We start from the raw sequence: 24,990 nt of genomic DNA on the forward strand, positions 1-24,990 counted from the left end.
CGGACCCGGGGCGGATTTCACGGCGAAGGCCGGGTCATACGCTGGTATGACCCGGCCCCACTACGAGCTGCGAACTCCCCCTACCGCTCGCTCTTCGGCCGCGGCTTCGACGCGATGCGCTCGGCGCGCAGGCGGTCGATCACCGGCAGCTCGAGCGGCTCGAGCGACGCGACGTCGACGCCCATCGCCCGCGCCAGCAGCAGGTCCGCCAGCTCCGGGTTGCGCGCCAGCGCCGGCCCGTGCAGGTACGTCGCCACGACGCTGCCCTGCACCGCGCCCTCGGCACCGCCGGTGGGGGTTTCGGCCGCGGTCTGCTTGACGACGCCCACCTTCCCCCCATCCGCCGCACGCACCGGATTCGGCGCGCGCCCCGGCTCGGGCTGGCGCTCGGGGCCCTCGTTGCCCACGCCGCGGATGACGCGGCCCAGCGGGCGGGCGTCCGCTCCCAGCGTCGTGCAGCCCATGTGGTTCTCGAAGCCGGTGAGGGGGGAGGAGAGGTCGTCGGAAAGCGGGGCCGTGCGGATCTCGCCGATGGCCCGGACCGGCAGCGACGTCGTGGTGCAATCGATCAACCCCAGGCCCGCCACCTCCTTGCCGCCCGCGCGGAACGACTCGCCGAGGACCTGGAACCCGGCGCAAATGGCCAGGATCGGGCGGCCCGCGGCGGCGGCGCGCGCCAGGCCGCCGTCGTTGCCCAGGTGCTCGACGGCGATGGTCTGCGCGACGTCTTCGCCACCGCCGATGGTGTAGATGTCCAGGCCCTCCGGCACCGCCTCGCCCAGCCGGATGGGCGTGACCGTGGCGTCGAGGCCACGGCGGCGGGCGCGCTCGCGCAGCACCAGGGCGTTGCCGTCGTCGCCGTACGTGCCCAGCACGTCGGGGAGGATCAGGCCGATGTTCAGGTCAGTCATTGGTGCCTCGCTCGTCCTTCGCGGCGGCCGTGCCGGTGGCGGCGGCGTTGGAGCCGGCGCCTCGCTCGATGGCCTTCTTCAGATCGCGGAATGCCGTGTAGTTCGCCAGCACCTCGACGCGGCCCGGCGGGCACGCGGCGATGGCCTCCAGCGGATCATGCAGCAGCTCATGCTCGATGCCCGCGTAGAGCAGGCGCACCGCCAGATCCGTGCCGCGCTCGCCGGACGCCTTCACCGACAGCCCGCCGAAGTTCTCGAACACCACGTCCCACAGCCACGACAGGTCCTCGCCGTCGGCGACGTGCCCGTTGACCGCGATGACCACGCCATCGGCGTCGCGATCGACCATCGACAGCGCCTCCTGCCAGCCGGCGGGATTCTTCGCCAGCAGCATGCGCACCTCGTGGTCGCCGACCTTCATGGTCGAGTAGCGGCCGGCGACGTTGTCCACGCCCTCCGTGGCGGTCGCCGCGACGGTCGCCTCCGCGCCGAGCTCCATCGCGGCGGCCGTCGCCAGCGTGGCATTGCCGCGGTTCGCGTCGCCCGGCAGCGTCAGATCCAGCGGGACCGTCGTGCCATACGGCGTGGAAATTCCGTCGGGGGAAATGGCCCAGGCCGCTTGGGGACGTCGAAAAGCACCGCCACCCGGAAGCTCCTTCACCGCGTACCAATCATCGCCATCCCGGATGATCGGCCCGCCCGTGCGCGGGCAACTCGTCGCATCATTGGTCCAACCGCCGCCGGCCGAGACCCACACGACGTTCTTCGCGTCCCACGCTGCCGAGGCGATCAGCGGATCATCGCAGTTCGCGACGACCGTGGCCTGCGGATTCGCGTTCACCGCATCGCGCAGCGACCGCTCGATCTTGTTGATCTCCCCCACCCGATCCAGCTGATCCCGCGACAGGTTCAGCAGCACCAGCACCCGCGGCTTCAGGTCCGCGGAAATGTGCGCGACGTGGAGCTCGTCGACCTCCAGGACCAGCGTGTCCGCATCCGGCGACGCCATCAGCGCGGAAATGACGCCCGCGTCCATGTTGTCGCCGCCCTCGTTGGTGGCCACCGCGTCGCCGGCCGCGCGCATCGCCGCCGCCAGCATCCGGGTGGTCGTCGACTTGCCGTTGGTGCCCGTGATGATCGCCGCCGGCCGCCCCCCGCCCAGTTGCCCCAGGATATGGGGGTCGAGCTTCTGGGCGATCAGCCCGCCGATCATGCCGCCGGAGCCGCGGCCGGTGCGCCGCGATGCCCACGTCGCCGCTGTGGCCGCCGTCGTCGCGATCCGCGACCGGAGGCTCATGCGGCGGGATTTGCTGCTCTTGGTCATGGGGGCATTCTAGGCCCTCGGCGGGCGGGGGCCGGCGTCCGCGCCGTTAACGCGAGGTAACTTCCGGGCCGATTGGCTTTACGACGCCGCGTTCGCCCCAGACGCCCCCGCCCGGACCGGTGGTGCCCGCCGCGGGAGGTGGCCGGCATCGGCCGGCCAGCATTGATTTGGCCTGGTTTCGGGCCCGCCCGCCTCCGATCCGGCCGATGTCGGCCCGGCCAGCATCGATTTGCCCCGGTTTCGGGTCCGCCCGCCTCGGATCGGGCCGTTGTCGGCTGGCGTGGAGGTGCCGAAGCCGACGAATGCAGCCACTGGCCGGGTGAACGTCGTTATAACCCCAGGGTGGAAAATCGTGTGGCTGCGCTGGGCGAATAACGCCCGCGCCTGGCGTCGGATTCGGGGCGCCGACAGCCCAGTTGTGGGGCCCGAGCTGTCGGCCGGCGCTCCCGCGGGTGAGCTGTGGGGCGCCAGTGGCGGGTGGGGCGAAGGGCGGAGACGCGGGCGTCGTAAGGCAGCGCGAACCCAGCTCGCTCGCCTCGCTGCGTGCCGCGCACCCACCGTCAGCACCGAATCGCCCCGGTTTCGGGGCCCGCCCGCAGCCGATATGGCCGGTCGCCGCCCGGACAGCATCGAATCGCCCCAGATTCGGGCCCGCCCGCCTCCGATCCGGGCGGTCGCGGTCGGCGTGGAGGTGTCGAATTTGCACTACGCAGCCAAACGCCGGGTGAACGTCGTTATAACCCCAGGACGGAAAATCGTGTGGCTGCGCTGAGCGAATAACGTCCGCGCCTGGCGTCCATTTGGGGCGCCGGCAGGTCAGTTGCGGGGCCCGAGCTGCGGGCCGGCGCTCCCGCCGGCGAGCTGTGGGGCGCCAGGGGCGGGTGGGGCGAAGGGCGGGGACGTGGGCGTCGTAAAGCGGCCCGCCCCCGCCCGCCTACATCTCGTCGAGAAGGCGCAAGAACGCGACGTCGCTGACCAGAGGAATCTCCTTGCGGTGGGCGTGCATGGCCTTGCCCACGAGCTCCTCGGGCGTGACGTCGGCGGGCCGGTTGCACACGAGCACGGACGTCTCGCGCGTGACCTTCTCGGAGTACGCCAGCCCGGCCTTCACGCCGGCGCCGATGATGTCGTCGGCGGGCGAGGTCAGCTCGGGCGCGATGGCGAACTCCATGCCCGGCTTCAGCGCGCCGCCGGGCCGGTACTTGCCGGGGTTGGCGGCGGGCCGCGGCGCCTCCATCGCGTCGACGCGGACGCCGGATCGCTGCAGGCCGACGTGGTCGGCGCGCAGGTCGTCGGTGGGCCAGGTGGCGAAGATGCTTGACGACGTCCCATCCGCACCCTCTTCGCCCTCCCCGTGGTTGGGCTGTGCGTGGTTGGGCTGTGCGCGGTCGCCCTCGCCACGATCGCGCTGTGCGCGCCACAGGTCGACGAGCAGCTCGACGTCCTCCATGGTGCGGTCGCGCTCGGGGATGCCGATGTTGTCGACGCTGGCCACCGGCGACGGCGCGTCCAGCCCGTAGGCGCGGGCGACGCCGCGCAGGCGGGTGTCGGGCAGCTCGATGGCCTGGCGGCGGGCGGTGACCAGGGTGTCCGTCACCGTCTCCGGGGCGGGGATGCGGCCGGCGCGGACGCGGCCGCGACCGCGGCCGCGGCGGCCCCGGTTCGCGCGGTTGGCGTGGCGGCGGGCGCGCTTGGCCTCCTCCACGATGAACCCCCACGTGCGGGGGAGATCATGGGTGATCAGCGCGCGGCCGTCGAGAAACTCGCCGACCGTGCCCAGCACCGTGCCGAACCGCGGGGCGCCCTCGAGATCATCCGGCTCCAGGCCGTGCAGGTGCACCGGGCCGGGATCCTCGCCGATGGTGAACACGCCGTGCCACGTGCGCGTGATCTCGCCGTCGGCCGAAAACGTGGCCAACCCCAGCGACACCATGCGCGCGGACTTCGGGTGGATTCCCGTGGACTTCACCACCGCCGCGACGAAGGGCGACTGGTCCATCTACGCCTCGGCCAGCGCGCGGTTGACGGCCGAGGTGACGGCCTTCAGCGACGCGTACGTGATGGAGCCGGCGATGCCGCAGCCCCAGACCTTCAGGCCGTTGACGTCGGCCAGGACGTACGCGGCGGCCTCGGCGTCGTCGCCGGCGGTGCGAGCGTGCTGGTTGTACTCCTGCACCTCGACGTTGATGCCCAGCTGTTCCAGCGCGTTGGCGTAGGCGGCCAGCGGGCCGTTGCCGTGGCCGGAGACGACCTGCTCGGAGCCCTTGTACACCACGCGGGCCTGCACCTTCGTGTCGTCGGATTCGACCTGCGGGGCGTCGACGGTCAGGGCGATCTGCTCGACCGGGGCCTCGCGGTCCAGGTACTCGCCGGCGAAGATGTCCCACATCGCCTTGGAGTTGACCTCGCCGCCCTCGGTGTCGGTGACGGCCTGCACTACGGAGGAGAAGTCGACCTGCATGGACCGCGGCAGGCTCAGGCCGTGGTCGGACTTCATGATGTACGCCACGCCGCCCTTGCCGGACTGCGAGTTGACGCGGATGACGGCCTCGTAGGAGCGGCCGACGTCCTTCGGGTCGATGGGCAGGTACGGGACCTCCCAGGTGGCGGCGCGCAGTTCGTCGTCGGTCAGCTTCTTCACGTCGGCGCCGGGGCGGATCTTCTCGGCCATGGCGTCCAGGCCCTTGTTCACGGCGTCCTGATGGGAGCCGGAGAACGCGGTGAACACCAGGTCGCCGCCGTAGGGGTGGCGCTCGGGAACGCGCAGCTGGTTGCAGTACTCGACGGTGCGGCGGATCTGGTCGATGTCGCCGAAGTCGATCTGGGGGTCGACGCCCTGCGTCATCATGTTCAGGCCCAGGGTGACCAGGCAGACGTTGCCGGTGCGCTCGCCGTTGCCGAACAGGCAGCCTTCGATGCGGTCGGCGCCGGCCAGGTAGCCCAGCTCGGCGGTGGCTACGCCGGTGCCGCGGTCGTTGTGGGGGTGCAGCGACAGGATGACGGAGTCGCGGCGCTCCAGGTTGCGGTGCATCCACTCGATGGAGTCGGCGTAGACGTTCGGGGTGATCATCTCGACCGTCGACGGCAGGTTCAGGATCATCGGGTTGTCCGGGGTGGGCTGCATGACGGCGGTGACGGCGTCGCAGACCTCCTTGGCGTACTCGACCTCGGTGCCGGTGAAGGACTCGGGGGAGTATTCCCAGCGCCAGTTGGTGCCGGTGTAGTCGGCGGCGATGGTCTTGATCAGCTCGGCGGCGTCGGTGGCGATCTTCTTGATCGCCTCCTTGTCCTTCCGGAACACGACGTCGCGCTGCAGGATCGAGGTGGAGTTGTAGAAGTGCACGATGACGTTCTTCGCGCCCTCGCATGCCTCGAAGGTGCGGCGGATCAGGTGCTCGCGGGCCTGGACCAGCACCTGGATGGTGACGTCGTCGGGGATCATGTCCTGCTCGATGATCTCGCGGACGAAGTCGAAGTCGGTCTGCGACGCCGAGGGGAAGCCGACCTCGATTTCCTTGTAGCCCATCTGGACCAGCAGCTCGAACATGCGGCGCTTGCGCTCGGGGCTCATGGGGTCGATCAGCGCCTGGTTGCCGTCGCGCAGGTCGACGGCGCACCACTGGGGTGCGGTGGTGATGCGCTTGTCCGGCCAGGTGCGGTCGGGCAGCTGGAAGTCCTGCACCTCTACGTCGTAGGGCTGGTAGCGGGTCGTCGGCATGGCCGAGTTGCGCTGCTTGTTCCAGGGGGCCTGTCCCGCGGGGATGTCACCGTCGGGGGTGGTGATGCGGGAGGGGGCGGAGATGAAGGCGTCAGTGGGGGACATGGGGTTCGACTCTACCTTTCGGTGCGGTGCCCGTTGCCGTGCCGGTTGCGCCTGTCCGCGGTGGCCGGGGGCCTGTCGCGTGGCGGTTGCCGGGGTGGGCGTTTCGCTGGTGTGGGGTTGTGTGAAGGTCAGCTGGCCGGCACGTGAAAATACCCGCGACGGGGAGCCGGTCCTTTAGAGTCGAGCCCCGCCGCGGCACAGAAGGAGGAGTGCGCGCTGCATGTGATGCAGCCTACACCGGGCCCGGGTGGGCCCCAACATGGTTGCGCATGTGGGGGGAACCGTCGGTGGCTTGCTTTGCGACGCCCACGTCCATGCCATCCTTGGTGCGTGTTCAGGATTCGGGGTCGCCGTGCAGAGGCGGGCGCAGCGGCGGTAGAAGGAACTGCGCCGGCGCTGAGATCCGTCGCCGTGCCCGTGGTGGCGTGGTACCTGGTCACCCGCGTGGTGATCCTCGCCGTATTGGTGGTCGCCGTCGTCGCCGACCTGCTCGAGCAAGACGGCGCACCCGCAGAAGGAGCCGGCGGGTTCCGGATCGGCGGGGACGGGTGGTTCGCGGCGGTCTCCCGTGGGACGTGGGACCAGCTCAACGCATGGGACGCGGAGTGGATGCGCGACATCGCCGAGCGCGGCTACTTCGGGCTCGACGACGTGGACGGGGATCCCGGCCACTGGCGCTCCCTCGCCTTCTTCCCGCTGATGCCGTACTTGATGCGCGGGGTGTCCTTCGTCGCCTTCCTCCCCGCCGAATGGGCCGGCGCCCTGATTTCCCTGGTCGCCGGGCTGGTCTTCGCGTTCGCCGCCGCGGCCCTCGCGGGTCGGATGGCGGTGCGCGACGGTCACTCGCGGGACGGTGCTGATCGAGACGGGGCTGCGCGCGATGGCGTGCGCCGCTCGATGATCATTGCGGCGGTGGTGGTGACGACGGCTCCGATGGCCGTCGTCAAGCTCATGCCCTACACGGAGGCGCTGTTCCTGGCGCTTGCGGGATGGGGTCTGGTGGCGATCGTGGACCGGAGGTGGGGGCGCGCCGGGCTGCTGATTCTGCTGGCGGGGCTGACCCGGTCGACCGCGATGGGGCTGTTCATCGTGTTGGCGATCGCGGTGATCGCCGGGGATCGTCGCAACCCGCGGGCGTGGCTGGCCGTGGCCGTCGCGCCGATCGGGTGGGCGGTGTACCTGCTGTGGTCGTCGGCGCAGCTGAGTGACGCGGGCGGGTACTTCGGCGCGCAGGCCCGCGGCTGGAACTCCGAGGTCGACGGCGGCGTGGCCACGGTGCGATGGCTGTGGGAGAGCCTGGGCACCTCGCGCGAGACGGGGTACGCGATCTCGGCGGTGCTGATCGTGCTCGTCGCCGCGACGCTGGCCTGGGCGTTTACGGAGTGGGCGCTGGCGCGGGTGGCCGCGTGGCGTGGTGCGCGGGTGATCGCGGGCGGGAACCGCAGTTCCGCTTTCGTCGACCGGTGGGGGCGCTGCTGGCCGGTGCTGCTGTTTTCGTGCCTGGCCGTGGGGCAGGTGCTGGTCAGCGACGGATTGATGCACTCGCGGCCGCGGCTGTTCCTGTCCGGCGTGCTGGTGCTGCTGGTGTTCGCGCCGGTGCTGGCGCGGATGCGGGCCTTCGATCGCGCGTGGGTCCTCGCCGCGTGGGTGCTGGGGTCCGCGTGGGTCGGCGCGTACATGCTGGTGGCGTTTCCCTGGGCGATCTGACCGCTGCGTCCCGCGGCGCGGGGCTGTGCCCTTGCCGGGGTCTGTGCCTGTGCCGGGGCTGCGGCCGCGCCGGGCCGGGGACGCGGGCTGATGCATCTATTTCCAGGCGTGTATGCGATTAGGGAGCGAAAAATCGCCCCAAACGACTCACTTCGCCGCGGTAAAACCGCTGGTCGCTGCGAAGGGGGATGAGTCGTTTGGGGCGATTCGCCTGGCTTTAGTTATTGCGTCGGCGGCGGATGCCGACCAGCGCGATGCCGGCGGCGATCAGCAGCCCGGAGCCTGCGGCCAGGATGGCGATGTCCTCGACGCCGGTCGACGCGAGCTTCCCGCCACCGGATGAACCGCTCTTGGCGGCCCCTCCGCTCTTGCCGGAGCCGGAACCGGTGCCGGTGTTGGAGCCAGCGCCGGAGTTGGATCCGGAGCTGGAGCCCTTGCCGTTGCCCGAGTCGCCCTTGCCGGAGCCGTCATCCTTGCCCGAGCCGGAATCACCCTTGCCGGGCTCATCCTTGTCGGAACCGGAGTCGCCCTTTCCGGGATCGTCCTTGCCGGGTTCGTCGCCATCGCCGTCACCGTCGCCGGGCTCATCGCCGTCACCGGGTTCGTCGCCGTCGCCAGGCTCGTCACCGTCACCGGGTTCGTCACCGTCACCGGGCTCATCGCCATCGCCGGGTTCTTCGTCGGAGGGCTCCACCGGATCCACGGTGACCGTGACCAGGCGCTGCGAACCGTCTTCGTCGGTCACCACGACCTGGAACTCCACCGGATCGCCGTTGGGCGGGGTGCCCGTCAGCGAGCCATCCTCATCCAGCGTCAGCCACTCCGGCAGAGTCGAGCCGTCGGCAAGCTCCACCGTCGCGCCGGCCCCGTCATCGGGGGAGAGCACGCTCTCGTTCATCTCCTCGCCAACGGGCGGCTCGAAGGTCAGGGTGGAGTCATCCAGATCGCAGTAGCCGTTCTGGAACTCCTCCGGATCGCCGGAGGTAGGGACGAAATCCACCTTCAGCGCCGGATTCACGGACTGGTTGGGGTACGTGTCGTCGAAAGAGTTCGGCACGCCGACCCAGTCGGTGACGGCCACCGCTTCGCAGGACTCGACCGTGATGGACAACAGCTCCGTGCCGGGCCCGGCGGACGTGATCGCGTTGCCCTTGTTCGCCTGCTCGGCGATGATGTCCGGTCCCGCCAACCACGTGACGCCGTCGTCGGTGGGCGCGGGAGCCGCGGGGGCCTCCGGCGCCGGTCCGGTCGTCGTCGGCGAGGCGCCGCCGGCCGCACCGGTTCCGTTGGAACCGACGTTGAAGAATGCCTTCGGGGTCATCGTCATGTTGTCGCCGACGGCCACCGTCCACACGCCGGGGCGCGCATCCAGGTTCCGCACCAGGTAGGAGCGGGACCGGACGTTGCCGGGGACCATCTTCTCGTCCGACCATGCGCCCATCGCGGCGGCGAATCCGGGCTCGCCGGGCGAAACCCATTCGCCCCCGATCTTGGCCACCCGCAACTGCTGGGCCGACGAATCTTCCTGGGCGGTGGCGAACTGCGGGGCCACCACGGCGATGCCGGCGATCGCGAGCGAGATGCCGCCGACGAGCGCGATGCCGCGCTGCTTCTGGCTTCGTGTTGAATCCATGACCGTTACTCGCTTCTGCTCATCGGCTCGTCGACTGCGCGTTGACAGTCCAGGTGGCTTGAACGGGCTCGGAAGTGCGGCTCGGCGTCACGAAGCTGTCATCCGTCATCCACGTGACGACGCACAACTGAACTGCTTCACCCGGCTGTCCGGTTTCGCCCGCCTCGAGGTCGAAGGGCGCCGTACGGCTATCACGTGCGGGGCCGTTCTGAATGCGGTCGCCATCGGGGGTGCCGCTGCACCGGGTCGAGTTGGCCCAGATTTCCGTCGACAAGCTGTTCGCGAACTCGGAGTCGGGCAGGCCGCCTTCGATGATGCCCGCCTGGGCATTCAGTTCCGTGCCGGCGGCCAGGCGCACCCAGTACTTCTGGTAGACGGCGTTGTCGCGGCCGACCTCCAAGCGGAGGTTCGGGTCGTCGGAACCGTCGACGAGCAGCGTGAGGTGGCTGTCGTCGAAGGTCGTGCCGTCGACGGAGCCCTCGATGGAGAACTCGTGGGGCGTCAGGGCGAACTCGCCGGTGACGTGCTCCTCGGTGGCTCGCTGAGCCTCCGTCATGGTGGAAACGGCGGCGAGGCCCAGGGCCGCGGAACCCAGTCCCAGGGCGCCGACCAGTGCGACGGCGCGGCGGTTTCGGTTCTTCGCGAATGCGGGTAGTCCGGTCATGTCCTTCTACTCCTCGTCATCCTGGGTCGGCGCGGCCACGTCGGGCTGCGGAAGCGCAGCTCCGTGGGAAGCGAGGCGCAGCTGCGCGGTGGAACCGTCGGCAAGCGTGACCTCGATGACGTCGATGCCGGTGCCGGAGAAGTAGCTCCAGGAGGCGCCGCCGGCCGTGCCGGTGAACTCGTGGTTCGCGGCGGCCGCGAGGGCGGCGGCCTCAACGTTGGCGAGCGTCTGGACGTCGCCGTCGCCGAGCTCCCTGGTGGCCAGCGCCTGGTAGGCGGTGCCGTTGAGGGTCACCGTCGACGCGTCGCTGAAGCCGGAGCTCCGGGGCGAACCCGGGGCCGTGGTGGGGAGCGGGGCGGCGGCCTCGGTGGTCTCGGTGGTCGCATCTTCGGTCGTCGCCGGTTCAGAGGACGGAGCCGTCGTCGATGCCGGGGCCTTCGTCTCGGAGGTCGGCGAGGTGGTCGAGGTCTCCGACTTCGGCTCGCTGGTCCGGGTGGTGCTGGACTCGGTGGACTCGGACTCGTCGTCGCGGGTGCTGGACGTCTTCTTGTCGGAGGTCTTCACCGAGGTCTTGGACTCGGAGGCCTTTTCGGACGTCTTCGACTCGGTGGACTTCTCCGACGGCTTCTCGGAGGTCTTCTTCTCCGACGTAGACGCTTTCGCGTCCTTGTCGGCGGCGAGCGTCTCGTCGTCCTTCTTATCGTCCTTATCTTCGGCGCTGGCGTCGTCATCGAGCCACGGGACGAAGGAGCGCAGGAAGTTCGCGAAGCCGTTGGCGTCGTTCGCGGAGGTCACGCCGCGCGGGGCCTTCGAACCGCTGCCGTCGTTGAAGCTGATGCCGCACTCGGAGCGGAACGTGTAGGTCAGTGCGCCGGTGCCATCACCGCCGTTCGTTCCCCAGACCGTGAGAACGACCTCCGACCAGGCACGGTGCTGGGCCTCGTCGGTGCCGTGGGACTTGGCGATCTTCACGTGCGTGTAGGTGTTGTAGCCCGCACTCGCGACCTTGAACTCCACCTCGCTGCCGGAGGCCTGGGCGCCGACATCGAACGTCGTTTGCCGGCCGGTCCAGAAGTGGGGGTTGCCGTGATTGATGATGCCGTTGGGTGCGGTCGCCTCCAATGCGGAGGTATCACCATCGGCCGTGCACTTCACCGCCGTTTTCACGGGGTTGTTGGTGTTCGGCCAAAAATATGCGTTGGCGGCGACGCCACCGGGATCCCACGAGGTCTTGAGGATGTTCCCCGCCGTGCTGGCGTCGGCCGCGGCCTCGGCTGCGGCGGTGCCGTTGCACGACTCGCCGGCTCCGCCCCACGCGCACGCGCCGCCGCTCTCACTGCGGGACTGTGCCTGCTCGGAGAAATCCAGCGGGAGCTTGGCCCCGTATGTCGCCGGATCAGGGACGGTGCTGTTGTTGGCCGTGTTCCACTTGGACGTGTTCTCCACCTGGAGCGACACCTCCGAGTAGGACCACTGCCCGACGGGCTTGACGTCCTTGGGCTTCGGCGCGAAGACGCCGCCGAAGGTCAGCGTGTCCGTCAGGGCGGCATCGGTCGAGGTCACCAGCTGGTAGCTCATGCCACCGGTGACCAGCATCGCGACCGCGGCACCCAGTGCCGAGATCCCGATGGCTGCTTTGCGACGACCCCTCGTGAAAATGCGCATGCTATTCGGCCTCCTCGGTGACCGTGAAGTGCCAGTTGATGCCATTGGTCGACGCGGTGCCGGTCAGGCCCTCCGTGTTCGCGCCCTCGGCGAGACGGGCGGTGAAGCAGACCGTCTGGGGAGCGCCCGGCGTGCTGGCGTCGGCGCCCGCGGTCAGTGGGATCGCGTGCTGATTCGTGGTCACCGCATCCAACGTGCCCTGCTGGATCGTCGTCCCGTTCAGGCAGTCGCCATGCCGCACCGTCAGCTGGATGCGCTTGGCGACGTCGGCGTCGAGATTGGCGAACGCCGGAGCATTGAGCACCGCGGTGCCGTCGTTGTTCGACGTGGCGCCCAGCCGCAGCTCGTACATCGCGGAGATGACCTCGCCGGTGCTGAGCTTGGTGCCGGCATCCGGACCGAAGTTCAGCTGCGCGGCCACCGTCGCATCCGGGTGGGACACCCACGATTCCGTGCCATGGGCCCGGCCCTCGACGACGAAATCTCCGGGGGACGCGGCGAGGGAAGCGGTCGCGAACTCGGAATCGGACCAGAGGGCCAGAGTGGCGATCGCGCCCAAGCCGAGCACGGAGCCTCCAGCCAGAACGGCGCGGATGCGCGTGAAGCGGGTCATCGTGGGGTGTCCTTCAGATGGAAAATCGGGAGGGGCCGGAAGGGGCCCTCCCGGGGGAGGGCCCGTGGGCGGGTGCTACTCCGTGGCCTCGGCGGTGAACTCCCAGGTGATGGTGGTCGAGGTCTTCTCGGTCGCCGAGTAGTCCTCCGGCAGGGTGACCTCGAACTGGAGCTGGTTGGCTTCCTGGCCGGTCAGGTTGAAGGACTGGCCCTGGGCCAGCGCGGCGTTGTCGTCGAGGACGCGGACCTCGAAGGGGCCGGTCTCGGACTGGTTGGCGAAGGTGACCTTGGAATCGGCGGCATCCTCGATGTTGCGGATCCAGTAGTCGATGGTGATGGTGTCGCCCGGCTCCATGGTGCCCGCCTCGGCGAGGTCGGCCGTCAGCACGAGGGCATCCCCGGCGGTCGCGTGATCGGCGAATTCCTCGGTGGCCGAGGTCTTGGACGCCTCGATGCCGAAGTTCTGGGTGCCGAAGGTGCCGGTGGCGAACTCGGAGTCGGACCAGGCGGCCAGGGTCATGATGGCGCCGAGGCCGAGGACGGCGCCGCCGGCGGCGAAGGCGCGGATCTTGCGGGAGTTGGTGGACATTCGTGCTCCTAGGAATTTCCGTGAGAAAAAGCTGCGGGGACCGCTGATGCGGGAGCGGTGGACGCGGCTCCAGAGCGGCAAGCCCGCGCGGGTGTTGTTGCGTCGACAACTCGATTTGAGAGTAGGTCACGCGACTCAGAGGAGCGTGCCACCGGAAATGGGGTCACAGGGGATGTAATACCCGCCGGTGAGAGCGCATTTTTTCCATAACGCCACGTAGTGGCACGTTTCCACTTCGGGGCGGGGTGTCCGTTTGGTTTCCGTTCACTGTTAACGCGTCAACAATTCACCTTTCAGGGGTGAAGTGAATCTCCCCCGAATGTTGGCCGCGCCACACGAATCCGGGCCCGTTACGCGGTGCCGGCGGCCCTTCCGGCGGACTTGTCGGCGGACCTTTTGGCGGCCTTGTCGGTGCCGTCTTCTTCGTCGTCTTCACCCCGGGGCCAGAAGGCCCACGTCACGATCGCCGACGCGAGCAGCACGATGACCACCATCGTCCATGGCTGGCTGAGCATGACCACGTACTCGCCCCAACCGGCCTTCGACCAGAGAACCTCGCGCACTTCGGTGACGTGGTACGGGAACGGGTCGGGGCCGGGGTTGGCGTCGCCCTTCATCTCGATGATGCGGGCGTCGGCGCCCTGCCCGGGATCCGGGACGTTGGAGGTGACCCGGTGGGTGATGGGCATCTGGTTGGGCCGCTCGACGGTGACCACGTCACCGACCTGCGCCTGCTCCGCCGGGATCGTGCGCACGATCGCCATGGAACCGGTGGGGATCTCCGGGGCCATGGAGCCGGTCTTGAACAGGATGATGCCGATGTTCATCGTCCACGCCGCAATCGCCAGCCCGGCGCAGATGACGCCGAAGATCGCGAGCAGGGTCAGCACGGTCTCGGCGATGAACTTGCCGACCTTCGACTTCTTCCGCGCGGGCCGCTTCCCATCAGCTTTCCGGGCCGGAGCCTCGCGGGAGGAGTCGCGGGCGGGCTGCGCCGCGCTTGCAGAACTGGCCGCGCTTGCCGCGCTCGCCGAGTGGCCGTCCTTGCGGTGTCGTGACATCGGCGGGTCCTTCGCGGTGATGGCCTGGCGGGCAGCGGTTCGGGTGGGCGGCGGCCGTCAACCGACCGTCGAAAATGAAGGTAACACCGCCGGGGTGGGGTCAGGGTGAGACGCAGGGGAGACGCAGGACCGGCGCCGGGGCAGAGTCAGGGTCGGATGCAGCGGTCAGACGCTGCTGCGGGACAGCGCAACGGTCGAGGCGATCATGGCGATGAGCGCCGCGCCCATCCAGATCCACTGGGTGCCCTGAGCCTGGAACATCTCGCCGAGCACGACGTAGCCGAGCACAAATGCGACGACGGGCTCGGCGCACGTCATCGCCGGCAGCGACTTGCGCAGGGCGCCGGCGTTGAACGACGCCTGCTGCACCGCCACGCCGATCAGCGCCAGCGCGATCAGCGACCACAGCTCCCACGCGGCGATGAAGGTGGCCAGGTCCGCGTGCACCCACATGTCGATGACCGCCTTCGACAGCACGGCGACGAAGCCGTACAGCCACCCGGTGGCCAGGCCCAGGACCAGCGCCTTCTCGGACTTCAGCACGGTCGCGGCGGCCCAATACATCAGGGCGAACACCACGGCGCCGATGGCCAGCGCCGGGATCCACCGCGACAGCGGCGGCTGCGGGTCGCCCGGCAGCGGCCGGCCCAGGATCACCAGCACGGCCACGGCAATGGTCAACAGCACCGCCCACGCCGTCTCCGACTTGGAGATCCGCCTGCCCGCGATCTTCGCCGCCAGCGGCAGGGTGAACATCAACGACATCACCAACAGCGGCTGGACCAGCAGCAAAGTGCCGAAGGCCAATGCCGCGATCTGCAGGCCGTACCCGGTCATCGCCAGCAGGACGCCGGCCCACCACATCGGGCGGGAGACCACGGCCCACACGCCCGACATGGTCCCGGCGCCGTTGGGCAGCCGGTCGGCAAGACGGTGGCGGATGACGGTCCCCCAGGCGATCGTCAGCGCAGAGCCCAGGCCCAGCAGGATCGCGAGGAGTTCATTGTGCACGCGGACAGATTACCTGTGCGTGGGCGTCGTAAAGCAGCCACATCCGATCAATGTGCAACGGGGGTGCAAACATGCGGCTGGCTGGGGAATCTGGGCAAGCAGTGGCGGCGACCACTGTTGTATCGTTTACGGGAAACCCGAGTGCAGGGCTTGCGCGAGGGCGACCGTCCGGGCGGAATGCGCCCGGGCTGACGGACGAACTGGTCTGGAGGACGCCGACCATGGCATTGGTCGTACAAAAGTACGGTGGTTCATCGCTGGAAAGCGCGGAGCGAATCCGCCGCGTGGCGGAGCGCATCGTGGAGACCAAGAAGCAGGGCCACGACGTCGTCGTCGTCTGCTCGGCGATGGGCGACACCACCGACGAGCTGCTCGACCTGGCCAACCAGGTCAACCCGGTGCCGCCGGCGCGCGAAATGGACATGCTGCTGACGGCGGGCGAGCGCATCTCGAACTCGCTGGTGGCCATGGCCATCGCGTCGCTGGGCGCGTCGGCGCGGTCCTTCACGGGGTCGCAGGCGGGCGTGATCACCACGGAGCGCCACGGCAACGCGCGCATCGTCGAGGTCACCCCGGGCCGCGTGCAGGAGGCCATCAAGGAAGGCCACATTTGCCTGGTCGCCGGCTTCCAGGGCGTCAACCGCGAGACCCGCGACGTGACCACGCTGGGCCGCGGCGGCTCGGACACCACGGCCGTGGCGCTGGCGGCGGCGCTGGAGGCGGACGTCTGCGAGATCTACTCGGACGTCGACGGCGTGTACACCGCCGACCCGCGCATCGTGTCCAACGCGCAGCGCCTGGACACCATTTCCTTCGAGGAGATGCTGGAGCTGGCGGCGGTGGGCGCGAAGATCCTGCAGCTGCGCTGCGTGGAGTACGCGCGGGCGTTCAACGTGCCGCTGCGCGTGCGGTCGTCCTACAGCAATGAAATCGGCACCCTCGTCAACGGATCAGTGGAGGATATTCCCGTGGAAGAAGCAGTTCTCACCGGCGTCGCGCACGATCGCTCGGAAGCCAAGATCACCATCCTGGGCATCCCGGATGTCGCGGGCCGGGCGGCGCAGGTGTTCCGCGCGGTGGCGGATGCGGAGATCAACATCGACATGGTCCTGCAGAACGTCTCGTCCATCGACGACAACCGCACGGACATCACGTTCACGTGCCCGCGCGAGGATGGCCCCCGTGCGCTGGAGTTGCTGAAGAAGCTGCAGTCGGAGGGCGACTGGCGGGACGTGCTTTACGACGATCACGTGGGCAAGGTTTCGCTCGTCGGTGCCGGCATGAAGTCGCACCCCGGCGTCACCGCGACGTTCTGCGAGGCTTTGGCAAAGGAGGGCGTGAACATCGAGCTGATTTCGACGTCGGAGATCCGCATTTCGGTGCTGATCCGCGACACCGATCTCGATGCCGCCGTCCGCGCGCTGCACGAGGCGTTCCAGCTCGGCGGCGATGAGGAAGCCGTCGTGTACGCGGGCACCGGCCGCTAGTCCGGCCTCCGGTGCCGCCGGCCGGGGCGTGGTCCCCGGCCGTATTTTTTCGAAGAGTTTTTCCAGGTTTCGCCACTTTTCCGGTGCCCGCGGGTTGCGGGGCCGGCCCCCAGGAGGGTTTCACATGACCACCATCGCCATCGTCGGTGCCACGGGCCAGGTTGGCCGCGTGATGCGCAGCATTCTCGCCGAGCGGGATTTCCCGGCGGACAAGGTCCGTTTCTTCGCGTCGGCGCGGTCGGCGGGCAAGACGATCGAATTCCGCGGCGAGGATGTCGTGGTCGAGGACGTCGCCGCCGTGTCGGATGAGGATCTCAAGGGCATCGACATTGCACTGTTCTCCGCGGGCGGCACGTTGTCGCGCGAGCAGGCGCCGCGGTTTGCGGCGGCCGGTGCGACGGTCGTGGACAACTCCTCGGCGTGGCGCAAGGACCCGGAGGTGCCGCTGATCGTGTCGGAGGTGAACCCGGCGGAGGCGAAGAACCCGCCGAAGGGCATCATCGCCAACCCGAACTGCACCACCATGGCGGCGATGCCGGTGCTCAAGCCGCTGCATGATGCCGCGGGCCTGTCGCGCCTGCGCGTGTCGTCGTACCAGGCGGTGTCGGGTTCGGGCCTGGCCGGCGTGTCCACGCTGGCGGATCAGGTCCGCGCGAACGAGGGTGAGATGGAGAGCCTGGCCACGGATGGTTCGGCGCTGCAGGCCGGCGATCTGGGCCCGTACGTCGAGCCGATCGCGTTCAATGCGCTGCCGCTGGCCGGCGGGCTGGTCGATGACGGTTCGCTGGAGACCGATGAGGAGCAGAAGCTGCGCAACGAGTCCCGCAAGATCCTGGACATCCCGGAGCTTGCGGTGGCCGGCACGTGCGTGCGCGTTCCGGTGTTCTCGGGCCACACGCTGGTGGTTCATGCGGAGTTCGAGCGTCCGATCGACGTGGAGCGTGCAACGGGGCTGCTTAACGACGCCCCCGGCGTCAAGGTCGTCGACGTCCCGACCCCGCTGGCGGCGACGGGCATCGACGAGTCCCTGGTCGGCCGTATCCGCGTGGATCAGTCGGTTCCGGAGGGCCGTGGCCTGGTGATGGTCGTGTCCGGCGACAACCTGCGCAAGGGTGCGGCGCTGAACACGGTGCAGATCGCCGAGCTGCTGGTGTAGCTCGAGGGGCGCCCCGCACGGCGGGGCAGCGGCCGTGGGGGCCGGGTTGCTGATGCGACCCGGCCCTTTGTCATGCCCGGCGTCATGTCCGGGAGCGGCAAGTGCGGCGGGTGCGACGTGTGGTGGCCGGGTGTGCGAAGGGGTGGGCCAAGAAGGGGAGGGGGAAGGGGTGGGCCAGGGGTGGTATAGGGGCCCGGCCAAACGGAATATGGGTCAATGACCAAGTGTGAGGATGGGGTTAATGGGGGAATGGGAAAACTAGGTCATTGACCCGGAATTGTGAATTAGTTGCGGGATCGAAGGTGGTCAATGACCCAGATTGGGCAAATGGGGCAGGGGGTTAATCGGGGAATGTGGATCAATGACCAAGTTTGCACATCGGTCAGGTATGTAACGATGTGATTGTGGTGGATTGGCGCCAGTCGGGACGTTCATGCAGTCCTGTCGTCCTGGCCGTCGACCTGTCTGGGGCTACTGATGGTCCCAAATGGGGGTAACTGGGGGGCTCCGGGGATGAGGGACATCGTCAGTGCTGATCGTCAAACTCCGAGGTAGTCCACTACTTCGCGTGCGGGATGAGGCTTTGACCTGGGAAAACTGGCCGCCTGGCGAAGTGTGATCCGAAACCTTGAATAATTCTCGAAATTTGACTTAATGAATTGTCGAGCGTTTGCCAAGAAAAATGGCCCTACGAGTGTGAAATGAAAAAGAAAAGTGGAACTATATCTGATGTGGAAGCGGCGGCTCCCGTCGTTTCGCACCTCACGGGTGAATGTGTCCGCGCTGCGGGCGCGGCAGCCGCGAGTGCAGTCCGGACGAAGTCGCCGCTGGATGATGGGCGAACGGGACGGACGACCCCGAATCCTCTTCCGGACCCGCCAAGGTGGCGGGGACGATCTTCACCAGAGAAGGAAGACTCATGCAGAAGAACACGCGCATCGTGCGCTCCGCCACCTTCGCCGCGATCGTCGGCCTGACCCTCACCACCGGTGCCATGGGCGCCGTGGCGCCGATGGCCTACGCTCAGGCTCCCGCGTCGCTCATCGACGCCACGCGCACGGGTGCGCTGACCATCCACAAGAAGGCCGACCCGACCGGGCTGGGCACCCCGACCGGCAACATCGACCCCGCTGCGACGGGTGAAAACCTCGCGGGCGCCGGCTTCACCATCTACAAGATCAACGACATCGACCTGACCACCAATGCGGGCCTCGCGGCGGCCAACGGCGCCACCCCGGCCGCGTACCTGAATGAGGATGGCACCGCAAACACGGCACTGGTCACCGCCGTCGGCGGTCAGGAGACCACCAATGGCGAGGGTCAGATCAGCTACCCGGATCTCGCTCTCGGCGCCTACCTCGTGGTGGAGACCGCGCCGGTCGATGGCTATGATCCCGCCGCGCCGTTCATCGCGTTCGTGCCGATGACCCAGGGCAACGCCGACGCCGGCGGAACCACCTGGAACTACGATGTCCACGCCTACCCGAAGAACTACAAGGAGGGCGACGCAGGCAAGACCGTCGAGGATTCCGGCCAGAACCTTGGTGACACGATCACCTACAAGGTCACGGCCACCGCTCGCGTCATTGCCCCGAATCAGACCCGCACCTCCCTGCGCATCGTGGACACGCTGGACGCGCGGCTGACTGCGCCGGCTACGGCCGATGTCACCGTCGCCGGCTTCACGGCGGGCGATGACTACACCGTGACCGTCGAGGGCCAGGTCGTCACCATCACCTTCACCGAGGCCGGGCTGGCGAAGGTCACCAACGGCCAGGAGATCGTGGCCACGATCCCCGCCACCGTCAATGCCGTCGGCAACGGAAACATCGAGAACACGGCGACCGTCTTCCAGAGCAATCCGAACACGAATCAGGAAGACGAGACCACGACCAACAAGGTCGAGTCGAAGTTCGCCGGCATCGAGTTCACCAAGGTCGATGAGGCTGGCGGGAACCTGGCCGGTGCCGCGTTCCAGGTGTACGGCGTGCCCAATGAGCCGGCGGGCCAGACCTGCGAGCAGGCCGTCACCAACCAGGCCAACCTGCAGACCGTTGGCGGAGAGACCACGTTCACCTCTGGCGACAACGGCGTCGTCACCATCAACGGCCTGCACGTCAACGACTTCGCTGACGGTGAAGCCAAGCCCAACGAGTTCGTCAAGTACTGCCTGGTGGAGACCCAGTCGCCGGAGGGCTACGAGCTGCTCGCCACGCCTCATGAGTTCGAGCTGCTCGCCGCCCAGGCCGGCACGCTCCAGCCGGTCACCATTGGTGGCGAAGCCGGTCAGGTCGTCAACCTCAAGGACACCACCCCGGCCCTGCCGCTGACCGGTGGCGCGGGCATCGGCCTGATCGCCGCGCTCGGCGCGCTGCTCGTCGGCGCCGGCGCCTGGTGGGCCAAGCGCAACTCCTCCAAGGCCTAATCGCCTGAGGAGGTGACGGCGGCCCGCCAGGGCCGCCACCCGGTGCCGCCGGCGAATGCCGGCGGCACCGCGGCGGGGGAGACCCCGCCTATTGCCGAAAACTACGGAACACCCGCTTCGCCGCCGCGGCGACCCCGCGGCACCACAATGAAAAACACCCGGGACAGGCGCCACCCCTCGCCCCGGCCGGCCTCGACCCCAGGAGCCAGCTGAAGTGGTCAAACACTCCACCACGACGGTCATCGACCGCGACGGCGACGGCCCACGCGCCGATGCGGACACGCGGGACCCCAAGAAAGCCCTGCTCCCACTCCTGCTGGTCGTCGCCGGCCTGCTTGTGCTGCTCTACCCGGTCGTGGCCACGCAGTGGAACAACGCCAAGCAGCTCGAGGTCGCCGAGGAGTATTCGAAGTTCGAGCGGGAAGCTCCGCCGGACTTGCTCGCCGAGATGATGGAGTCGGCGCACGGATACAACGAGGGCCGCACCACCGGCCCGATCCTCGACCCGTGGCTGTCCCGCGTCGGCGAGGACAACAGCGCCTACCAGGAGTACCTGGACGAGCTGGCCATGTACGACTCGATGGGCCGCATCGTCGTCCCCTCCGCCAAGGCCGATCTGCCGATCTACCACGGCACCACGGAGGAGGTCCTGCGCAAGGGCGTCGGTCATCTCTACGGTTCCGATCTGCCCGTCGGCGGCGAGTCGACGCACTCGGTGCTCACCGGCCACACTGGCCTGGCCAACGCGACGCTCTTCGACAACCTCAAGGACGTCGTCGAGGGTGACGCCATCTACGTCGCCGTCGCCGGCGAGCGCCTGAAGTACCAGGTCAGCGACATTCGCGTGGTCCTGCCCAACGACACCGAGGGCCTGGGCGTCCAGCAGGGCAAGGATCTGCTCACGCTGATCACCTGCACGCCCTACGGCATCAATTCGCACCGGCTGATCGTCACGGGCCATCGCGTGCCCATGGACCCGGCCGAAGAGCAGGCGTTCGACGAATCCGGCCTGACGTGGCAGTGGTGGATGTGGGTCATCCTGGCCTTCGCCGCCGCCATCCTGATTGGGCTGATCTGGTGGGCGCTGAAGTTGCGCCGCGAGATCGCGGCCCAGAACGAGCTTGACGACGCCGAGACCGGCACCAACACCGACCCGTCACACGGTCGACGCATTGATCGGGAGGAACCGTGATGAGTCACCAGACCACCAAGGCCGCCAAGTTCGGCCGGTTGGCCACCGCGACCGTCGCCGCAGGACTCGCGGCCACGATGCTCGGCTTCGGCACCCCCGCCGCAGCTGCGCCCCTCAAGCAGCCCGTCGAGGGCTATGTCGAGGGCCTCGTCCTCGAGGACATCGCGGAAGCGTGCGAGCAGAACTCGGTGACCATCAACATCAAGAAGGACCTGCCGGCCGACCTCAGCGCCGCCGGGTACACGTTCAGCATCTATCGGGTGCAGGGCATTGACGTGACCACCGAAGCGGGCCGCGAAGAGGGCCGTGGTCTCAGCGTCGTGGAGGCCGGCAAGCGCACGGACCCGAAGGCCGACGCCACCCGCACCACCGGTGAGGAGGGCACCGTCGTCTTCGAGGGCCTGCCCACCGGCATGTACCTGGTGGCGGGCAGGGCGCCCGAGGGTGAACGGTACAAGGGCTACTCGCCCATCCCGTTCACCATCTTCCTGCCCACCGGCGGCGTCGACGCCGACGGCGATGCCACCGGCTGGGTGTGCGACACCGACCTCGAGCGCAAGTTGGAGGATCCCGACAAGCCGCCGCCGTCGACGCCGGGCACGCCCCCGTCGACTCCCGGCACTCCGCCGACGTCTACTCCCGGCAAGCCCCCGACCACGAAACCCGGCACCCCGCCGACAAAGACGACCCCGGGCCAGCCGCCCACCACCAAAACCACGCCCGGCGCCCCCGGCCCCAGCGGCGGTGGCGGCGGCGGGCTGCCGCTGACCGGCGTCAGCGTCATCGGTGCGCTGGTCATCGCCGCCGGCATGGTCGCGGCGGGCATTGCTTTGCGACGCCGCAGCGCAACCGACAAGTCCTGACCCCTTTCCAGCACCGCAGAGGCATCACCACGTGGGAAAACACTCCAACACCGGCTCGTCGCCCGTGACGGCGCGGGGCCGCTCGGCGGGTGACGGCGACGTCGCAAAGCAGAACCGGAAGACCGGCAAGCGCAACATCAAGGGCATCATCGTGCCCCTGCTGCTCATCCTCGCCGGCCTGTCCGTGCTGCTGTACCCCGTCGTGGCCACCCAGTGGAACAACATGAAGCAGATGCGGGCCGCCGAGGAGTACTCCAAGCTGGAGCAGGACACCCCGCCCGACCTGTTGCTCGAGGAGTTCGAGTCCGCGCTGCGCTACAACGCCACCCGCGCGACCGGGGCGATCCTCGACCCGTGGAACCACGACATCGGCGGCGACGACCCCGACTACCGCGCGTACCTGGACGAACTGGACATGTACGACACCATGGGGCGCATCATCGTGCCGTCGGCCGGCGCCGACCTGCCGATGTACCACGGCACCTCGCACGACGTGCTGCAGAAGGGCGTCGGCCACCTCTACGGCACCGACCTGCCCGTCGGCGGCCCCGACACCCACTCCGTGCTCACCGGGCACACCGGGCTGTCGAATGCGACGCTGTTCGACAACCTCGACGACGTGAAGAAGGGCGACGCGATCTACCTCGCCGTGTCCGGCCAGAAGCTCAAGTACGAGGTCCACGGTATCGAGATCGTCCTGCCCCACGAAACCGACGGACTGGCCGTGCGCCCCGGCGAAGACCTGGTCACCCTGATCACCTGCACCCCCTACGGCATCAACTCCCACCGGCTGCTGGTCACCGGCCACCGCGTGCCCATGGACCCCGAAGACGAGCAGGTCTTCGACGACTCCGGCCTGAACTGGCAGTGGTGGATGTACGCCATCCTCGCCGGTGCCGTCGCCGCGATCGTGTTCCTCATCGTGTGGCTGCGGAAGATGCTGCGGCGCGAGCCGGTCGCATAGCTTTCACCCCCGTAGGACATAGGAAACCGGCCTCGATGGCAAATCGGTGCCGTCCGTGTGCATGTTTGCAGTCGGGCGGCACTGAATGCGCATTCACTGTGGGAAATGTCCGAATGTGAAGCCCGTTATTGGGTTCGGTCAATGGTCGGGGATGTGACGGCCCGGTGGGGTTCAAGAGGTGAATTCCGTTGTGCCAGTTGACTTGTCAGCGCTCACCTCACGATATGCATATGCATGCATAAGCGGGTCTCACAATATGTGGTCAGACCACAAGGCGGGGCGGGGGAGAGGTACAAAGACGTGGTTTGTGCAGGGGTTTTGCAGAAATAGCATTACTGCTGCCCAGTCGGAGACGGGCGCGCCATGCCGGCGCCTCCCCAAGCGGAAGCAGACAAACAAAACCCATGAACACCACCGCCCGCGTCACGCGATCCACCACCTTCGCCGCCATCTGCGGCCTCGCCCTCGCCGCCGGCATGGCCGGCGCCCCCGCCGCCCTCGAGCTCGCCCCCGCCGCGCATGCGCAGGAGCAGGCGCCCACCATCGACTTCGGGGCCAAGGGATCCATCAACATCCACAAGCGCGCCGGCAACGCCGGCACCGCCCATGACTCCGGCAACGTCAACGACGCCGCCCCGGGCACGCCGCTCAAGGGCGCCGGGTTCACGGTGTGGAAGGTCGACGTGCCCTTCGCCAACACCGCCGACGTCCAGGCCGCCCAGAAGCTCACCGCCGCCGACGCTGCGGACAAGCTCGGGGTCAAGGTCGGCGACGAAAAGGTCACCGGCGACAACGGGATGGTCAGCTTCGACGGCCTGGCCGTCGGCGCCTACTACGTCAAAGAGACCACCGTCCCCGCCGGCCACGTCCCCGGGGCGCCCTTCCTGGTCTTCGTGCCCATGACCAACCCCGACACCCTCACCGGGTGGAACTACGACGTCCACGTCTACCCGAAGAACTCCGAAAACAAGGCGGAGAAGAAGGTCGTCGACGCCGACCAGAACGTCGGCGACTCGATCACCTACTCCATCACCTCCGACATCCCGACTCCGGCGAAGTCCTTCGCGGACGGCGGCCGCGTGTCCAAGTACGAGGTCGTGGACACCCTCGACCCCCGCGTCACCGTGGTGGAATCCGGCATCAGCGTCGCGTTCGACGACGGCACCGCCATCCCGCGGAGCAGCTACACGCCGACCGTCGAGGGCAACGTGGCCAAGGTCGTCTTCAACGAGGAGGGGCTGGAGCTGCTGTCGGCCAACGTCGGCAAGCGCCTGGTGACCACCATCGAGGCGACGGTGAAGGAGATCGGCACCGGCTCCTCCGAAATCTCCAACGAGGCGACCGTGATCTCCAACAATGGCGCCGGTTCCGGCGACACCACCACGCCCACCAACGAGGTCAAGACCTGGCACGGCAAGCTCAAGGTGCTCAAGCACGCCACCGACGGCACCCCGCTGAAGGGCGCCACCTTCGAGCTCCACCGCTGCGCCGGCCAGGCCGCCCTCGGCGACAAGATCAGCATCAACGGCACCTCCTCGTGGACCACCGGCGACGACGGCACCCTGCTCATCGACGGCCTGCACGTCACCGACATCGAGAACCACGACCAGCCGATCTCCAAGAAGTACTGCCTGAAGGAGACCAAGGCCCCCGCCGGCTACGAGCTGCTGCCCGAGCCGATCGAGTTCACCTTCACCCGCGACGACATCGCCGCGGTCGACGACGCGGCCGGCGACGATGCCGTAACGCTGGTGAAGAAGGTCGAGAACGTCAAGTCCGTCACCCCGCAGCTGCCGCTGACCGGTGGCGCCGGCATTGGCCTCATCGTCGCCCTCGGCGGCCTGCTCATCGGCGCCGGTGCCTGGTACGCCAAGCGCAACGGCACCCGCGCCTGATCCCGGAC

The 24,990-nt window shown here is 68.4% G+C and carries 19 protein-coding genes; 8 read left to right on the forward strand and 11 right to left on the reverse strand.

What is annotated here, in order from left to right; all coding sequences use genetic code 11:
* Positions 1–80 precede the first annotated feature (80 nt).
* The 4 genes from ACFWGD_RS06525 to leuA all read right to left on the reverse strand — a co-directional run bounded on the left by ACFWGD_RS06525 (position 81) and on the right by leuA (position 6,058).
* Positions 81–911, reverse strand: coding sequence for a type 1 glutamine amidotransferase (locus ACFWGD_RS06525; protein ID WP_377777802.1), 831 nt, complete (start codon positions 909–911; stop codon positions 81–83).
* Positions 904–2,235, reverse strand: coding sequence for a MurT ligase domain-containing protein (locus tag ACFWGD_RS06530; RefSeq protein ID WP_377777803.1), 1,332 nt, complete (start codon positions 2,233–2,235; stop codon positions 904–906). Before ACFWGD_RS06530 ends, ACFWGD_RS06525 begins: the two co-directional genes overlap by 8 nt.
* Positions 2,236–3,169: 934 nt before the next feature.
* Positions 3,170–4,234, reverse strand: coding sequence for a DNA polymerase III subunit epsilon (locus tag ACFWGD_RS06535; RefSeq protein ID WP_377777804.1), 1,065 nt, complete (start codon positions 4,232–4,234; stop codon positions 3,170–3,172).
* Complete coding sequence (gene leuA, locus ACFWGD_RS06540; RefSeq protein ID WP_377777805.1) at positions 4,235–6,058, reverse strand: 2-isopropylmalate synthase; 1,824 nt, start codon at positions 6,056–6,058, stop codon at positions 4,235–4,237. It lies immediately after the preceding gene.
* Between the two features lie 411 nt (positions 6,059–6,469).
* Here leuA and ACFWGD_RS06545 point away from each other — a divergent pair, with 411 nt between their 5' ends.
* Positions 6,470–7,765 (forward strand): hypothetical protein, encoded by a 1,296-nt coding sequence (locus ACFWGD_RS06545; protein ID WP_377777806.1) that lies wholly within the window; start codon positions 6,470–6,472, stop codon positions 7,763–7,765.
* 217 nt (positions 7,766–7,982) lie between these two features.
* Here ACFWGD_RS06545 and ACFWGD_RS06550 read toward each other — a convergent pair whose 3' ends face one another.
* The 7 genes from ACFWGD_RS06550 to ACFWGD_RS06580 all read right to left on the reverse strand — a co-directional run bounded on the left by ACFWGD_RS06550 (position 7,983) and on the right by ACFWGD_RS06580 (position 15,000).
* Positions 7,983–9,398, reverse strand: a complete 1,416-nt coding sequence (locus ACFWGD_RS06550; RefSeq protein WP_377777807.1) for a putative Ig domain-containing protein — start codon at positions 9,396–9,398, stop codon at positions 7,983–7,985.
* 19 nt (positions 9,399–9,417) lie between these two features.
* Positions 9,418–10,062 (reverse strand): hypothetical protein, encoded by a 645-nt coding sequence (locus tag ACFWGD_RS06555; RefSeq protein ID WP_377777808.1) that lies wholly within the window; start codon positions 10,060–10,062, stop codon positions 9,418–9,420.
* A 6-nt stretch (positions 10,063–10,068) separates the two neighbouring features.
* Positions 10,069–11,727, reverse strand: coding sequence for a hypothetical protein (locus tag ACFWGD_RS06560; protein WP_377777809.1), 1,659 nt, complete (start codon positions 11,725–11,727; stop codon positions 10,069–10,071).
* 1 nt (position 11,728) lies between these two features.
* Positions 11,729–12,340: a hypothetical protein gene (locus tag ACFWGD_RS06565; protein ID WP_377777810.1), complete on the reverse strand. Its 612-nt coding sequence runs from the start codon at positions 12,338–12,340 to the stop codon at positions 11,729–11,731.
* Between the two features lie 75 nt (positions 12,341–12,415).
* The gene (locus ACFWGD_RS06570) at positions 12,416–12,928 is read right to left on the reverse strand and encodes a SipW-dependent-type signal peptide-containing protein (RefSeq protein ID WP_377777811.1); all 513 of its coding nucleotides are present in this window, start codon (positions 12,926–12,928) and stop codon (positions 12,416–12,418) included.
* Positions 12,929–13,278: 350 nt separating this feature from the next.
* The gene (locus ACFWGD_RS06575) at positions 13,279–13,989 is read right to left on the reverse strand and encodes a signal peptidase I (protein ID WP_377777812.1); all 711 of its coding nucleotides are present in this window, start codon (positions 13,987–13,989) and stop codon (positions 13,279–13,281) included.
* A 165-nt stretch (positions 13,990–14,154) separates the two neighbouring features.
* Positions 14,155–15,000, reverse strand: coding sequence for a DMT family transporter (locus tag ACFWGD_RS06580; RefSeq protein ID WP_377777813.1), 846 nt, complete (start codon positions 14,998–15,000; stop codon positions 14,155–14,157).
* Between the two features lie 221 nt (positions 15,001–15,221).
* On the opposite strand from ACFWGD_RS06580, the gene ACFWGD_RS06585 reads away from it, so the two are divergent.
* From ACFWGD_RS06585 to ACFWGD_RS06615, 7 genes are all read left to right on the forward strand, one after another.
* Entirely contained in the window at positions 15,222–16,487 is a 1,266-nt protein-coding gene (locus ACFWGD_RS06585) for an aspartate kinase (protein ID WP_377777814.1), read from the forward strand.
* 124 nt (positions 16,488–16,611) lie between these two features.
* A complete protein-coding gene (locus tag ACFWGD_RS06590; RefSeq protein ID WP_377777815.1) occupies positions 16,612–17,643 on the forward strand; it encodes an aspartate-semialdehyde dehydrogenase in 1,032 nt (343 codons plus the stop codon).
* Between the two features lie 919 nt (positions 17,644–18,562).
* Entirely contained in the window at positions 18,563–20,068 is a 1,506-nt protein-coding gene (locus tag ACFWGD_RS06595; RefSeq protein ID WP_377777816.1) for a SpaH/EbpB family LPXTG-anchored major pilin, read from the forward strand.
* Between the two features lie 241 nt (positions 20,069–20,309).
* Positions 20,310–21,260, forward strand: a complete 951-nt coding sequence (locus ACFWGD_RS06600) for a class C sortase (RefSeq protein ID WP_377777981.1) — start codon at positions 20,310–20,312, stop codon at positions 21,258–21,260.
* Entirely contained in the window at positions 21,260–22,123 is an 864-nt protein-coding gene (locus ACFWGD_RS06605; protein ID WP_377777817.1) for a hypothetical protein, read from the forward strand. Before ACFWGD_RS06600 ends, ACFWGD_RS06605 begins: the two co-directional genes overlap by 1 nt.
* A 136-nt stretch (positions 22,124–22,259) precedes the next feature.
* Positions 22,260–23,087 (forward strand): class C sortase, encoded by an 828-nt coding sequence (locus tag ACFWGD_RS06610; RefSeq protein WP_377777982.1) that lies wholly within the window; start codon positions 22,260–22,262, stop codon positions 23,085–23,087.
* 404 nt (positions 23,088–23,491) lie between these two features.
* Positions 23,492–24,982, forward strand: a complete 1,491-nt coding sequence (locus ACFWGD_RS06615) for a SpaH/EbpB family LPXTG-anchored major pilin (protein WP_377777818.1) — start codon at positions 23,492–23,494, stop codon at positions 24,980–24,982.
* Positions 24,983–24,990: the final 8 nt, after the last annotated feature.

Origin of the sequence: Corynebacterium sp. NPDC060344 (assembly GCF_042725215.1) — a bacterium.
GTDB lineage: Bacteria > Actinomycetota > Actinomycetes > Mycobacteriales > Mycobacteriaceae > Corynebacterium.

Excerpts from the sequence above, each read along its gene's own strand:
- leuA (WP_377777805.1), bottom strand. The coding sequence starts at position 6,058 with ATGTCCCCCACTGACGCCTTCATCTCCGCCCCCTCCCGCATCACCACC.
- ACFWGD_RS06555 (WP_377777808.1), bottom strand. The coding sequence starts at position 10,062 with ATGACCGGACTACCCGCATTCGCGAAGAACCGAAACCGCCGCGCCGTC.
- ACFWGD_RS06535 (WP_377777804.1), bottom strand. The coding sequence starts at position 4,234 with ATGGACCAGTCGCCCTTCGTCGCGGCGGTGGTGAAGTCCACGGGAATC.
- ACFWGD_RS06595 (WP_377777816.1), top strand. The coding sequence starts at position 18,563 with ATGCAGAAGAACACGCGCATCGTGCGCTCCGCCACCTTCGCCGCGATC.
- ACFWGD_RS06575 (WP_377777812.1), bottom strand. The coding sequence starts at position 13,989 with ATGTCACGACACCGCAAGGACGGCCACTCGGCGAGCGCGGCAAGCGCG.
- ACFWGD_RS06525 (WP_377777802.1), bottom strand. The coding sequence starts at position 911 with ATGACTGACCTGAACATCGGCCTGATCCTCCCCGACGTGCTGGGCACG.
- ACFWGD_RS06570 (WP_377777811.1), bottom strand. The coding sequence starts at position 12,928 with ATGTCCACCAACTCCCGCAAGATCCGCGCCTTCGCCGCCGGCGGCGCC.
- ACFWGD_RS06585 (WP_377777814.1), top strand. The coding sequence starts at position 15,222 with ATGGCATTGGTCGTACAAAAGTACGGTGGTTCATCGCTGGAAAGCGCG.
- ACFWGD_RS06550 (WP_377777807.1), bottom strand. The coding sequence starts at position 9,398 with ATGGATTCAACACGAAGCCAGAAGCAGCGCGGCATCGCGCTCGTCGGC.
- ACFWGD_RS06565 (WP_377777810.1), bottom strand. The coding sequence starts at position 12,340 with ATGACCCGCTTCACGCGCATCCGCGCCGTTCTGGCTGGAGGCTCCGTG.
- ACFWGD_RS06605 (WP_377777817.1), top strand. The coding sequence starts at position 21,260 with ATGAGTCACCAGACCACCAAGGCCGCCAAGTTCGGCCGGTTGGCCACC.
- ACFWGD_RS06530 (WP_377777803.1), bottom strand. The coding sequence starts at position 2,235 with ATGACCAAGAGCAGCAAATCCCGCCGCATGAGCCTCCGGTCGCGGATC.
- ACFWGD_RS06615 (WP_377777818.1), top strand. The coding sequence starts at position 23,492 with ATGAACACCACCGCCCGCGTCACGCGATCCACCACCTTCGCCGCCATC.
- ACFWGD_RS06590 (WP_377777815.1), top strand. The coding sequence starts at position 16,612 with ATGACCACCATCGCCATCGTCGGTGCCACGGGCCAGGTTGGCCGCGTG.
- ACFWGD_RS06560 (WP_377777809.1), bottom strand. The coding sequence starts at position 11,727 with ATGCGCATTTTCACGAGGGGTCGTCGCAAAGCAGCCATCGGGATCTCG.